11 protein-coding genes are annotated in these 11,924 nt (G+C 68.6%); 2 read left to right on the top strand and 9 right to left on the bottom strand.

Annotation, left to right across the window (positions count from 1 at the left end; all coding sequences use genetic code 11):
* Positions 1–3: 3 nt before the first annotated feature.
* From ACRWK7_RS14880 to hisN, 7 genes are all read right to left on the bottom strand, one after another.
* The gene (locus ACRWK7_RS14880) at positions 4–1,125 is read right to left on the bottom strand and encodes an ABC transporter permease (RefSeq protein WP_431857040.1); all 1,122 of its coding nucleotides are present in this window, start codon (positions 1,123–1,125) and stop codon (positions 4–6) included.
* Complete coding sequence (locus tag ACRWK7_RS14875; RefSeq protein WP_431857039.1) at positions 1,125–2,240, bottom strand: microcin C ABC transporter permease YejB; 1,116 nt, start codon at positions 2,238–2,240, stop codon at positions 1,125–1,127. Before ACRWK7_RS14875 ends, ACRWK7_RS14880 begins: the two co-directional genes overlap by 1 nt.
* 35 nt (positions 2,241–2,275) lie before the next feature.
* Positions 2,276–4,105, bottom strand: a complete 1,830-nt coding sequence (locus tag ACRWK7_RS14870) for an extracellular solute-binding protein (RefSeq protein WP_431857038.1) — start codon at positions 4,103–4,105, stop codon at positions 2,276–2,278.
* A 168-nt stretch (positions 4,106–4,273) separates the two neighbouring features.
* Positions 4,274–6,106 carry an extracellular solute-binding protein gene (locus ACRWK7_RS14865; RefSeq protein WP_431857037.1) on the bottom strand — a complete coding sequence of 611 codons (1,833 nt, stop codon included), beginning with the start codon at positions 6,104–6,106 and terminating at the stop codon, positions 4,274–4,276.
* Positions 6,107–6,176: 70 nt separating this feature from the next.
* Positions 6,177–6,734, bottom strand: coding sequence for a hypothetical protein (locus ACRWK7_RS14860; protein ID WP_431857036.1), 558 nt, complete (start codon positions 6,732–6,734; stop codon positions 6,177–6,179).
* Entirely contained in the window at positions 6,731–7,264 is a 534-nt protein-coding gene (locus tag ACRWK7_RS14855) for a hypothetical protein (protein ID WP_431857034.1), read from the bottom strand. The genes ACRWK7_RS14860 and ACRWK7_RS14855 overlap by 4 nt, the downstream gene beginning before the upstream one ends.
* A gap of 16 nt (positions 7,265–7,280) precedes the next feature.
* On the bottom strand, positions 7,281–8,063 hold the full coding sequence (hisN, locus tag ACRWK7_RS14850) for a histidinol-phosphatase (protein WP_431857033.1): 783 nt from the start codon (positions 8,061–8,063) through the stop codon (positions 7,281–7,283).
* Between the two features lie 114 nt (positions 8,064–8,177).
* Between hisN and nudC the strand changes: the two genes are divergently transcribed.
* Entirely contained in the window at positions 8,178–9,110 is a 933-nt protein-coding gene (gene nudC / locus ACRWK7_RS14845; protein ID WP_431857032.1) for an NAD(+) diphosphatase, read from the top strand.
* 61 nt (positions 9,111–9,171) lie between these two features.
* Here nudC and ACRWK7_RS14840 read toward each other — a convergent pair whose 3' ends face one another.
* A complete protein-coding gene (locus ACRWK7_RS14840) occupies positions 9,172–9,489 on the bottom strand; it encodes a hypothetical protein (RefSeq protein ID WP_431857031.1) in 318 nt (105 codons plus the stop codon).
* Between the two features lie 269 nt (positions 9,490–9,758).
* A complete protein-coding gene (locus tag ACRWK7_RS14835; protein ID WP_431857030.1) occupies positions 9,759–10,625 on the bottom strand; it encodes a prephenate dehydratase in 867 nt (288 codons plus the stop codon).
* 225 nt (positions 10,626–10,850) lie between these two features.
* Here ACRWK7_RS14835 and ACRWK7_RS14830 point away from each other — a divergent pair, with 225 nt between their 5' ends.
* Entirely contained in the window at positions 10,851–11,390 is a 540-nt protein-coding gene (locus ACRWK7_RS14830) for a c-type cytochrome (RefSeq protein ID WP_431857029.1), read from the top strand.
* Positions 11,391–11,924 lie beyond the last annotated feature (534 nt).

The following is an 11,924-nucleotide window of genomic DNA, read 5'->3' as shown; positions in this document are numbered from 1 at the left end:
TGGTCATTCCGCGGCCTTGCGCTCGGCGGCCTTGGCCGCGGGCGCCTCGGCCGGGCCGGTGGCGAGCTGCGCGATGGTCTTGCGCGGGTCGAAGGCGTCGCGCACCGCCTCGCCGATGAAGATCAGCAGGCTCAGCATGATCGCCAGCACGAAGAAGGCGGTCAGGCCCAGCCACGGCGCCTGCAGGTTGGCCTTGCCCTGCGCCAGCAGCTCGCCCAGCGACGGCGAGCCCGGCGGCAGCCCGAAGCCCAGGAAGTCCAGCGCCGTCAGCGTGGTGATCGAGCCGTTCAGGATGAAGGGCAGGAAGGTCAGCGTCGCCACCATGGCGTTGGGCAGCACGTGCCGCACCATGATGGTCGCGTCGGTGGCGCCCAGCGCCTTGGCCGCCCGCACATAATCGAAGTTGCGCGCCCGCAGGAACTCCGCCCGCACCACGTGGACCAGCGAGGTCCAGGAGAACAGCAGCAGGAGGCCCAGCAGCCACCAGAAGTTCGGCGTCACCACGCTGGACAGGATGATCAGCAGGAACAGGGTGGGCAACCCCTGCCAGATCTCGATGAAGCGCTGGAACAGCAGGTCGGTCCAGCCGCCGAAGTAGCCTTGTATGGCGCCGGCGATGACGCCGACGACCGACGAGAACAGCGTCAGCACCAGCCCGAACAGCACCGAGATGCGGAAGCCGTAGATCAGCCGCGCCACCACGTCGCGCCCCTGGTCGTCGGTGCCCAGAAGGTTCTCGGCCGACGGCGGCGCCGGGGCGGGGACCGGCAGGTTGTAGTTGATGGTGCGGTACGAGTAGCGGACCGGCGCCCAGAGGATCCAGCCCTTCTCGCCGATGATCTGCTGGACGTAGGGGTCGCGGTAGTCGGTGTTGGTCTCGAACTCGCCGCCGAAGGCCGTCTCCGGATAATCCTGGAAGACGGGATAGTAGTACTGGTCCTGATACCGGATCAGCAGCGGCCGGTCGTTGGCGATGAACTCGGCAAACAGCGAGGCGATGAACAGCGCCAGGAAGACCCAGAACGACCAGAAGCCGCGCCGGTTGGCGCGGAAGTTGTAAAGCCGCCGCTTCGTCAGCGGCGTGACGGGGATGCCGAGGAAGCGCGGCTGATACGGCGTCGCCATCAGGCCCCCCGTGCCTCGAAGTCGATGCGCGGATCGACCAGCATGTAGGTGACGTCGCCCACCAGGTTCATGACCAGCCCGAGCAGCGTGAAGAAGTACAGCGTGCCGAACATGACGGGGTAGTCGCGGTTGATCGCCGCCTCGAAGCCCAGCAGGCCCAGCCCGTCCAGCGAGAAGATCACCTCGGTCAGCAGGGCGCCGGTGAACAGGATGCCGATGAAGGCGCCGGGGAATCCGGCGATGACGATCAGCATGGCGTTGCGGAACACGTGGCCGTACAGCACCTGCTTTTCCTTCAGCCCCTTGGCGCGGGCGGTGACGACGTACTGCTTGTTGATCTCCTCCAGGAAGGAGTTCTTGGTCAGCATGGTCAGCCCGGCGAAGCCGCCGATCACCAGCGCCAGCACCGGCAGCGTGATGTGCCAGAAATAGTCGGCGATCTGCCGGTACCACGGCAGCTCCGACCAGTTGTCGGAAACGAGGCCGCGCAACGGGAACCAGTCGAAGTAGCGCCCGCCGGCGAACACCACGATCAGCAGCACGGCGAACAGGAAGCTGGGGATGGCGTAGCCGACGATGACCACCGCCGAGGTCCAGACGTCGAACGGCTTGCCGTCGCGCACCGCCTTGGCGATGCCGAGCGGGATGGAGACGAGGTAGGTCAGCAGCGTCGTCCACAGGCCCAGCGAGATCGACACGGGCATCTTCTCCAGCACCAGATCCACCACCCGCCGGTCGCGGAAGTAGGAGGTGCCGAAGTCGAACATCACGTAGTTGGAGATCATGTGGAAGAAGCGCTCATGCAGCGGCTTGTCGAAGCCGAACTCGCGCTCCAGCTGCTTGATGAACTCGGGGTCCAGGCCCTGCGCGCCGCGGTAGCGGCTGCCCTCGCCGCCGCCCTGGTGCTGCTGCGCCTGCTGCGCACCGGACGAGGCGTCGCCGCCGCCGGTGCCGCCGATGCGCGCGGTCGCCTCAACGGCGGTGCCCTGGACGCGGGCGATGATCTGCTCGATCGGGCCGCCGGGGGCGATCTGCACGATCAGGAAGTTGATGACCATGATCCCGAACAGCGTCGGGATGATCAGCAGCAGGCGGCGGATGATGTAGGCCAGCATCGTCGGCTCAGTCCCTTCCGTGCGCCGGGTTCAGGTCAGCGGCGGGCCGGCAGGGCCGCCGCCCTGGCCGGGTCGAGCCACCACGTGGTGGGGAACCCGTTGGAGTATTTCCCCATGGTCCGCGGATAGCCGAACTTGTCCCAATAGGCGAGGCGGTCCGAATCGTTATACCAGAGCGGCACGATGTAGTAGCCCCACAACAGCACGCGGTCCAGCGCCCGGGTCGTCGCCTCGATGGTGGGAAGATCGGTGCCGGAGACGATCTTGTCCATCAGCTCTTCGGCGACCGGATCCTTGATTCCGGCGAAGTTCCCCTGCCCCTTCACGTCCACCACCTTGGCGGAGAAGAACGAGCGCAGCTCCGGCCCCGGCGGCGCGAAGAAGTTGAGGGCGAGGTTCACCATGTCGAAGTCGTACTCGTCGGTGCGCACCTTGTACTGGGCGGTGTCGACCACGCGGATCTGCGCGTCGATGCCCACCCGCTTCAACGCCACCACGAACGGCTCCGTCACGCGGACGAATCCGGGATCGGCCATCAGGATCTCGAACGCGAAGGGCTGACCGGTCTTCGCGTTGGTCAGCACGCCGTTCTTCACCTCCCAGCCGGCCTCCTTGAACAGGCGCATGGCTTCGCGCACGTTGGCGCGGTTGTTGCCGGTGCCGTCGGTGACCGGCGGCTCGAACGCCTTCGCCGTCGCCTCGGGCGGCAGCTTGTCCTTGTAGGGGGCGAGGATGGCCAGCTCCTCCGGCGTCGGCGGGCCGGACGCGCCGTATTCGGAGTTGGGGAACCAGCTCTTCAGCCGCTTGTACTGGCCATACAGCAGCTGGCGCTGCACCGTCTCGAAATCGTACAGCCAGTTGATCGCCTGCCGGACGCGGATGTCCCGGAAGATCGGCCGGCGCGTGTTCATGACGTAGCCGGAGACGCCGCGCGGCGTGTTGTCCGGCGTCTCGCGCCGGACGATGCGGCCCTCGGTCACGGCGGCGGTGGTGTAGGCGGTGGCCCAGCGCTGCGCCCGGTTCTCCTCCCAGAAGTCCATGCGGCCAGCCATGAACGCCTCGAACATCACCGTGTCGTCGCGGTAGTAGTCGAAGCGCAGCTCGTCGATGTTGTACAGGCCGCGCATCTGCGCCAGGTCCTTGGCCCACCAATCCTTCACCCGCTCGTAGGTGATGGAGCGGCCGGGATCCACGTGCTTGATCCGGTAGGGGCCGGCGCCGACCGGCGGTTCCAGCGTCGTCTTGGTGAGGTCGCGGCCGGGCTGAATCCAGTAGTGGCGCGGCACCGGGCCGAGGCCGGCGATCGCCACCAGCGGCTTCATGGTGTCCCGGGTGCGCATGGTGCATTTCAGGCGCCGCGGCGTCTCGGCCGCGCAGCCCTCCACGTCGTCGTAGAAGGAGCGCAGGAACAGCCGGCCGTTCTTGCGGATGAAGTCGAAGGCGAAGACGAAGTCCTCGGCGGTGATCGGCGTGCCGTCGTGCCAGCGCGCCTCCGGGCGCAGGTCGAAGGCGATCCAGCTCTTGTCGGCGGGGATTTCGGCGCTTTCGGCGACGACGCCGTAGGCGGCGACCAGCTCGTCCGCGGAGCCGGCCATCAGCGTGGCGCCGGTCAGGCCGATGCTGCTCGGCCAGGAGCCGCGCTCGATCATCGGGTTGAGCGTGTCGAAGCTGCCGAAGGCGCCCAGAACGATGGAACCGCCCTTCGGCGCGTCCGGGTTGGCGTAGGGCCAGTGCGTCAGGTCGGCGCCGTACTTCGGCTGGCCGAACTCGGCGATGCCCCAGGATTTGGTGGTCTGGGCGTGCACGGGGGATGTCAGGAGCAGGCCGAGCGCGAGGGCCAGGATGGTGGTCTTCTTGTTGTTCATTCCGCTCCCCGTGGCCTCCTGGCCCCCTCCCCGTCCCTCCCCCGCTGCGCGGGAGAGGGGGCTCAATTTCCCTCCACCGCGAAGCGGGGGAGGGTTAGGGAGGGGGCAAAACCGCTCCCTCCAGTTGGCCCCACGCTCCGCCACGATCAAGGCGCAAGCGTGGCGGACTCACCGCCCCAGCTTCGCCGCCTTGGCCGGATCGACCCACCACGTCGTCGGGAAGCCGCTGTTGCGGAAGGCCATGTCGTACTTCGCCGTGGTCTCGGGCCAGCCGAACTTCGTCCAGTAAGCGACCCAGCTCTCCGGGTTGTACCAGTGCGGGACCATGGTGAAATTCCACAGCAGCACGCGGTCGAGCGCCCGGGTGGCCGCCTGCAGGCTCTCCAGGTCCTTCGCCGCAATCACCTTCTCGATCATCTCGTCGGCAACCGGATCCTTGATGCCGGCGCGGTTGGCCGAGCCCGGCACGTCCGCCGCCGCCGAGCCGAAATAGCTGCGCAGCTCGGTGCCCGGCGGGCTGAAGAAGTTGAAGTTCACCACGATCACGTCGAAGTCGAACTCCTCCGACCGCTTCTGGAACTGCGCGGTGTCGACGATGCGGATTTGCGCGTCGATGCCGGCGCGGCGCAGCGTCTCGACGTAGGGCTGGTTGACGCGGGTCAGCGACCCGGTGCCGTCGAGGAACTCGATGGTCATCGGCTCGCCGGTCTTCAGGTTGACCAGCTTGCCGTCGCGCGTTTCCCAGCCGGCCGCCTTGAACAGCTCGTACGCCTTGCGGACGTTGGCGCGGTTGTTGCCGCTGCCGTCGGTGGCCGGCGGCTCGAAGGGCTGGGTGAACAGCCGCTCCGGCAGCTTGGCGCGGTGGGGTTCCAGCAACGCCAGCTCCGCCCCGGTCGGCAGCCCCTTGGCGCCGTAGTCGGAGTTCGGGAAGTTCGACGTGGTGCGCGTGTACTGGCCGTACAGGATGTTCTTGCGGATCCACTCGAAATCGAACAGGTAGCCGAACGCCTCGCGCACCCGCGGGTCGGCGAACTTGGCCCGGCGCAGGTTGAAGCGGTAGCCCTGGGCGCCCAGCGGCAGTTCGCTCCGGATGGCGCGGCGTTCCACCCGGCCGTCGGTCGCCGCGGGGAAGTCGTAGCCGGTGGTCCAGCGCTGGGCGCGGTTCTCGGTGCGCAGGTCGTAGGCGCCGGCCTTGAACGCCTCGAACATCACGTCGTCGTCGCGGTAGAAGTCCACCTTCACCACGTCGAAATTGTACTGGCCGCGGTTGACGGCCAAGTCCTTGCCCCAGTAGTCCGCCACCCGCTCGTAGGTGATCGAGCGGCCGGGATCGACCGCCTTGATCCGGTACGGGCCGGAGCCCAGCGGCGGCTCCAGCGTCGTCTTGGAAATGTCGCGTCCGTTCGACGTCCACCAGTGCTTCGGCTGCACCGGCATGGCGGTGCCGAAGTCGATGATCGGCTTGATCTCGCCGGTGGTCTTCAGCGCGATGCGCAGCCGCCGGTCGTCCAGCGCCTCCACCGTCGCCACCCTGTCGAGGAACGACTTGATGAAGGGCGCACCAAACGCCTGCACCGCCTCCCAGGTGAACGCCACGTCCTGCGCGGTGACCGGCGTGCCGTCGTGCCAGCGCGCACCGGCGCGCAGGTGGAAGACGGCCCAGCTCTTGTCATCCGGGACCTCGACGCTCTCCGCCAGCAGCCCGTAGGCGGCGTCCAGCTCCCAGCCCGAGCCGGTCATCAGGCCGTCGGAGATCAGCCCCAGCGTGCGCGGCTGCACGCCGCGCAGGATCAGCCCGTTCAGGCTGTCGAACGTCCCCGGCGAGGCGAGCGTCACCGCGCCGCCCTTCGGCGCGTCCGGGTTGGCGTGCGGGAAGTGGCTGACCTCCGGCCCGAACATCGGCGCCCCGAACTGCCGCAGCGCGTGCGTGCGGACGGTGTCCGCCAGGGCCGGGGCGCTCAGGACCAGGGCGACGGCAGCGACGGCGGTGAGAAGGCGCATGAAGGACGACCCGCGGACGGTGGCGATCCTTCGAAAGATCGCCATCGATCGGCGCGGGTCAAGCGGGATGTCACGCCTCGCCTTCGCCCTCCTCCTCCTCGTCCTCGCCGAGCAGCGCGTCGAACAGGCCGGCGTAGCGGCGGTCGCTGCGCAGCAGCTTCTTGAAGGCGGTGGCGTTCTTCTCGTCGGCCTGCAGCCAGTCCTCGGCCGCCTCGTAGTGCTCGGGATGGACCGAGAGGATGTAGAGCGCCGCCTGCTCGACGCTGGTGATGCGGTCCTCGCCCAGGCGCTCCAGCACCGCGCCGATGAACATCGGCAGGATGTCGATGCCCTCCCCGCCCTCTTCGTCGTCCTCGACCGCCTCGATGGCGTCCATGCGCGCCTTGGCCTCCGCCTCGGAGATCGAGCCATCCTCCATGCCGGTCATCAGCGCTTCGAAGGCTTCCTGCTGCTTCGGGCTGAGCTGGGTCATGGTCTCGACCACCAGCAGCGCGTCCAGCAGCGTCTTCTTGCGGACCTTCCAGTTGGCGTCGGCCTGCGCCGCCTCGACCAGCGATTCCAGCACCGGGCGCAGTTCCTCGGGCGCCGTGTCGAACACCGAGTGTTCGGGCTTGGCGATGGCGGTCATGATCGGGCTCCTTCCTCGGTGAGCGCGCCGGCGCTGGCGCCGGTCAAACGGGCGGTCTTCAGCAGGGTGGCGAAGCGCTTGTCGCCGCGCACCACCTTGCGCACGGCCTTGGCGTTGCGCGGGTCGGCCGTCATCCAGGTCTCGGCCGCCGCCTGGTGTTCGGGATGGATGGACAGGACGTAGACGGCGGCCTGCTCGGCGCTGGCGATGCGCTCCTCGCCCAGGCGCTCCAGGATGGCGCCGACGTAGAAGGGCAGCACCTCACCGAACTTCGCCGGCAGATCTCCGCCGTTCCCGTCCTCCGGCGGCAGCTCGACGCCGCTGGCCCCGGCCAGCTCCAGCCGCTCCGCCGGGCTCAGAGTCAGGTAGGCGCCGAGGCTGAGCATGTAGTCGCACAGCGTCTTCTTGCGGACCATCCAGTTGGCGCCCTGCGCCACCTTGTCCGCCAGCGAGCCGACGAAGGCCTTGAGGTTGTCCGGCGCCTCGTCGAGGACGGAGCGCGCCAGAGGGGTCACGATGGTGGAGGTCATGGAGCCTGATAGTAGGTCAGCCGGCGAGCGTCGCCAGGGCCTCGCGGTGGGTGCGGGGGTCGCCCGCGGCGATGACGCGCCCGTCGGAGGCGGCGTCGAGCGGATTGCCCTGCCAGTCGGTCATCACGCCGCCGGCCCCGGTCACCACCGGCACCAGGGCGGCGAAGTCGTACAGCTTCAGCCCGGCCTCCACGACGAGGTCGTAATAGCCCGACGCCAGCAGCCCGTAGGTGTAGCAGTCGCCGCCGTACACGGTGACCTTCGCCGCGTCCCGCACCCGCGCGAACCCCGCGGCGGTGCCGCCGGGGAACAGGTCGGGCGAGGTGGTGCCGAGCATCGCGCCGGACAGCCCGCCGGGGCAGCCGCGCACCTTGGCCGGCTGGCCGTTGTGGGTGGTCGGGCGGCCGGCGACGCCGATCCAGCGGTCGCCGATGATCGGCTGGTCGATGATGCCGAGCACCGGGCGGCCGTGCCGCAGCAGCGCGATCAGCGTGCCGAAGATCGGCCGGCCGGCGATGAAGCTCTTGGTGCCGTCGATGGGGTCGATCACCCACACCCATTCGGCGTCCAGGTTCTTGGTGCCGTGCTCCTCGCCGTAGATGCCGTCGTCGGGGCGCTGCGCCTCGATGATGGTGCGGACGATGCGCTCCGCCTCGCGGTCGGCCACGGTGACCGGGGAGGAGTCGGCCTTGTCGTCCACCGTCAGGTTGGTCCGGAAGTAGCGGCGCACCACCGACGCGCTGGAGTCGGCCAGACGCTGGGCGAGCGCCACCAGATGGGCGGGACAGGACTCGGACATGCGGGCGGGCTCCGCCGGACGGTTGCACGGGTGGCGGGCATCCTAGACGGGTGCGCGCCCCGCGCAAGCCGGAAAGCGTTTGCCGAACGGGCAGCGTGACCTAGACTTCCTGCCATGCTCGACCGACCGAACGTCTACGCCTGCGGCTCCATCGACCGCGCCGCCCACCGCCGCAAGGATTCCGACTGGCTCGCCTCCGCCCGCGCGGCGCCGGACACGCGCGTCGTGCCGGTCTGGCGCGCCCGCTCCCTGGTCGTCGGGCCGGAGGAAGCGCCGCGCATGGCGCTGCTGCCGCCCGATGGCGCCCATGGCGGTGGTTGGGGGGACGAGGCGGTGCTGCTCGGCCTGCGCGACGGCGCCGCGGTGTTCGCGGTGGACCTCTCCGCCCTGGAGGCGCCGGAGGAGCACCCGGCGGTGGCGTCCTGCGTCGCGGACGGCGGCCGATTCGTCGACCTGCGCCTCGTCGGGCCGCTGATGGATCACCATGACGGCTCGCTGTGCGCCTACGCCCGCGGCCTGACGCACTGGAACACCCGGCACCGCTTCTGCGGCGTCTGCGGCGCCCCCACCGCGGGCACCGACGCCGGGCACGTGCGCAAGTGCTCCAACCCCGAGTGCGCGACGCCGCACTTCCCGCGCACCGACCCGGCGGTGATCATGCTGGTGCACGACGGCGGCGACCGTTGCCTGCTCGGCCGGCAGGCGGTGTGGCCGGCGGGCATGCACTCGACGCTGGCCGGCTTCGTCGAGCCCGGCGAGTGCCTGGAGGAGGCCGTCGCCCGCGAGGTGTTCGAGGAGGTCGGCGTGCGCATCACCGACGTGCGCTACCACTCCTCGCAACCCTGGCCGTTCCCGTCCTCGCTGATGCTGGGCTTCACCGCGCGGGCGCTGTCCGCCGAGGTGAGCGTGGCCACCGACGAGCTGGAGAGCGCGCGCTGGGTCACCCGCGACTTCCTGCGCGACCTGGAGCCCGGCGACGCGTTCCGCATGCCCCGCCTCGACTCCATCGCCCGGCGGCTGATCGACGACTGGATCGCGGCGGGTTGAAGCCAAGACGGCCCGGCTCCTCGTGGAGGCCGGGCCGGGCCGGTGAGCGGCCTGCGGTCCGTCAGTGCGTGGCGGTCCAGATCGGGTGCGTGGAGCGCACCGGCGACCGCCGACGGTCGCACGGGTTCGGATGCCGTTCGCAGGTCGTCTGGTAGATGACGGTCAACGCGTCGATGCGGTCGGCGTGCTGGCGCAGGTTCGCCCGGCACAGGTTGTCCCACACCATCTGGCGGATCGCCGCGTCGCCCCAGGGCTGGGACAGCAGCGCCGCGCCCTTCTCGAGGGCGGTCATGTACGGAAGCCGCTCGTGCTCGGCGATTTGCGCGACTTCGTCCTTTTCCAGGTTCGCCAGACCGATGCAGTCTTCATAGGTCAGCATGGTCGCCTCCATCCGTTGGCGCCATGGCGCCGGCCAATGGTGCAAAGGCCGGACGTCTTGGGCGGAGGGCCCGTTGGCGGGCTCTTTATTTGTGTAAATATATAGCACAACTTGCCGGGAATGGACAGCCGGCGGAAAGGTAAAGACCCGGTTTCTTCAGGTCATGCGACCGGATGCCGCATTTCCTTTGCGCGGCAACGCACAAATTCCTCGCGGCGTCACAGAAAAGATAAAATTGACGGTAATTACCGGTCACTCCGGGCGGCCGGTCAATCCTCGCCGTTGAGCTGGCTTCCCTGGTACCGGAACAGGCTGGCCGGATAGACGCCGAGGATCTTCATCTCGCGGGCGAAGAAATCCAGTTCCTCCAGGGCGAGGCGGAGAGGACGCTCGTCCGGATGGCCTTCCACGTCGACGTAGAACTGCGCGGCGGCGAAGCGCCCGCCGACCATGTAGCTTTCCAGCTTGGTCAGGTTGACCCCGTTGGTGGCGAAGCCGCCCAGCGCCTTGTACAGCGCGGCCGGCCGGCTGCTGACGCGGAAGACGAAGGTGGTGATGGTCTTGCACGACCCGGCCGGCGGGATGCGCGGCTCGCGCGCCATGATGAGGAAGCGCGTGGTGTTGTGCGCCGCGTCCTCGATGTCGGCCTTGAGGATCTCCAGCCCGTAGATCTCCGCCGCCAGCTTCGACGCGATGGCGGCATGCGCCGGGTCGTTCAGCTTGGCGATGTCGGCCGCGGCCCCCGCGGTGTCGGCGTGGTTGACCGGCGTCAGGCCCAGCGCGCGCGTCATCTCGCGGCACTGGGAGAGCGCCTGGATGTGGCTGTGCACCGACTTGATGGTCCCCAGCGTGGCGCCCTTCGGGGCGAGCAGCTGGTGGTTCACCCGGTGGAAATGCTCGCCGATGATGTGCAGGCCGCCCTGCGGCAGGAGGTGGTGGTTGTCGGCGACGCGGCCGGCCACCGAGTTCTCCACCGGAATCATCGCGAGCCGGGCGCGCCCCTCGCGCACCGCGGCGAAGGCGTCCTCGAACGACGCGCAGGGCAGGGTCTGCATCTCCGGAAAGACCGAGCGGCAGCTCAGGTCGGAATAGGCGCCGGGCAGGCCCTGGAAGGCGATGACGTTCGAGGTCGACATGGATTTTCCGCAATTTGGAAAGGCGGTTCGGGACGCGGAGTATCGACAGCGTGCCGCCCCGCGTCAACGACCGCGGCAATCCCCCAGATTTAAGGCTTTTCGTGCCCGCCGCCGGCCCCAATTTACCCCTTTGGGCGTGACGGCGACGCGGTGACAGCCCCGGCCCGCCGCGCTATGGTGCGGCAAAGGGTCACATACGAACGATAAGCTAAGGGTAGAGACACCATGAGCATGGAAACCAACAAGATATTCGGGGCGATCCTGCTGGCTTTGCTGATCGGCACGCTGAGCGGCTTCATCGCCGAGGTGCTGGTGCACCCCAAGGCGCTGAAGCAGCCGTCCTACGTCATCGCCGTGCCCGAGTCCGCGCCGAAGGCCGAAGCGGCGGCGGCCGGCGGCGGCGGCCCGGCGGCCATCGCCCCGCTCCTCGCCAAGGCAGACCCGGCGGCCGGCCAGACCGCGGCCAAGGCCTGCGCCGCCTGCCACTCCTTCAACAAGGGCGAGCCGGGCAAGGTCGGCCCGAACCTCTACGGCGTCGTCGGCGGGCCGAAGGCGCACGCGCAGGGCTTCGCCTACTCCGACGCCATCGCCAAAAAGGGCGGCACCTGGGACTATGAGGATCTCAACCACTTCCTCTTCGACCCGAAGGGCTATGCCCCCGGCACCAAGATGACGTTCGCCGGCGTCAAGAAGGACCAGGAGCGCGCCAACATCGTCGCCTACCTGCGCTCGCTGAGCGACAACCCGCCGCCGCTGCCGCAGTAAAGCGCCGCGGCGCAGCCTTCGACGGGAACCAAGCCCCTCCCCGAGCGTTCGGGGAGGGGCTTTGGTTATAAGCGGGTCGAAGGGCTACGACTTTGATGAAATGTCTTCTCACCGCACTGCAATAAAAGTCCTACCTATACGGCCATATTGTGAAATCACTGCCCCTCCTGTATAAGAGAGCACCGTCCGAAAGGGCGGATGGAGGAGGCGCCGCGATGTTGCACACAGTAGCCGAGCCGTCCGAACAGAACATTCAATCAATCCTGGGCATGGAACGCCGGCTGGAGCGCGAAGAGCGCCACGGCGAAGACACGACGATCGCCCGAATTATACTTATGCGGCATTATGCCGCATACGCGCGAACCATGGTCCAGAAGACCGGCGGCAGCGTCACCGAGATGAGCACGCTGACCGACCGCGACAACGTGGTGCCGCTCGGCAGGGCCGACGGGCACTGCCCATCCTTCGACTGACCGACGGAATCCTGGCAGGGGACGCCGCACGGGCCGGCCGCCGCGCGACGCGGGGCCGGCC

It is taken from the genome of Azospirillum sp. (assembly GCF_050789165.1).
Note: the sequence above shows the minus strand (reverse complement) of the source record. Positions and strands in the feature narration are given on the sequence as shown.

Excerpts from the sequence above, each read along its gene's own strand:
- ACRWK7_RS14830 (WP_431857029.1), top strand. The coding sequence starts at position 10,851 with ATGAGCATGGAAACCAACAAGATATTCGGGGCGATCCTGCTGGCTTTG.
- ACRWK7_RS14880 (WP_431857040.1), bottom strand. The coding sequence starts at position 1,125 with ATGGCGACGCCGTATCAGCCGCGCTTCCTCGGCATCCCCGTCACGCCG.
- ACRWK7_RS14875 (WP_431857039.1), bottom strand. The coding sequence starts at position 2,240 with ATGCTGGCCTACATCATCCGCCGCCTGCTGCTGATCATCCCGACGCTG.
- ACRWK7_RS14835 (WP_431857030.1), bottom strand. The coding sequence starts at position 10,625 with ATGTCGACCTCGAACGTCATCGCCTTCCAGGGCCTGCCCGGCGCCTAT.
- hisN (WP_431857033.1), bottom strand. The coding sequence starts at position 8,063 with ATGTCCGAGTCCTGTCCCGCCCATCTGGTGGCGCTCGCCCAGCGTCTG.
- ACRWK7_RS14860 (WP_431857036.1), bottom strand. The coding sequence starts at position 6,734 with ATGACCGCCATCGCCAAGCCCGAACACTCGGTGTTCGACACGGCGCCC.
- ACRWK7_RS14855 (WP_431857034.1), bottom strand. The coding sequence starts at position 7,264 with ATGACCTCCACCATCGTGACCCCTCTGGCGCGCTCCGTCCTCGACGAG.
- ACRWK7_RS14870 (WP_431857038.1), bottom strand. The coding sequence starts at position 4,105 with ATGAACAACAAGAAGACCACCATCCTGGCCCTCGCGCTCGGCCTGCTC.
- nudC (WP_431857032.1), top strand. The coding sequence starts at position 8,178 with ATGCTCGACCGACCGAACGTCTACGCCTGCGGCTCCATCGACCGCGCC.
- ACRWK7_RS14865 (WP_431857037.1), bottom strand. The coding sequence starts at position 6,106 with ATGCGCCTTCTCACCGCCGTCGCTGCCGTCGCCCTGGTCCTGAGCGCC.
- ACRWK7_RS14840 (WP_431857031.1), bottom strand. The coding sequence starts at position 9,489 with ATGCTGACCTATGAAGACTGCATCGGTCTGGCGAACCTGGAAAAGGAC.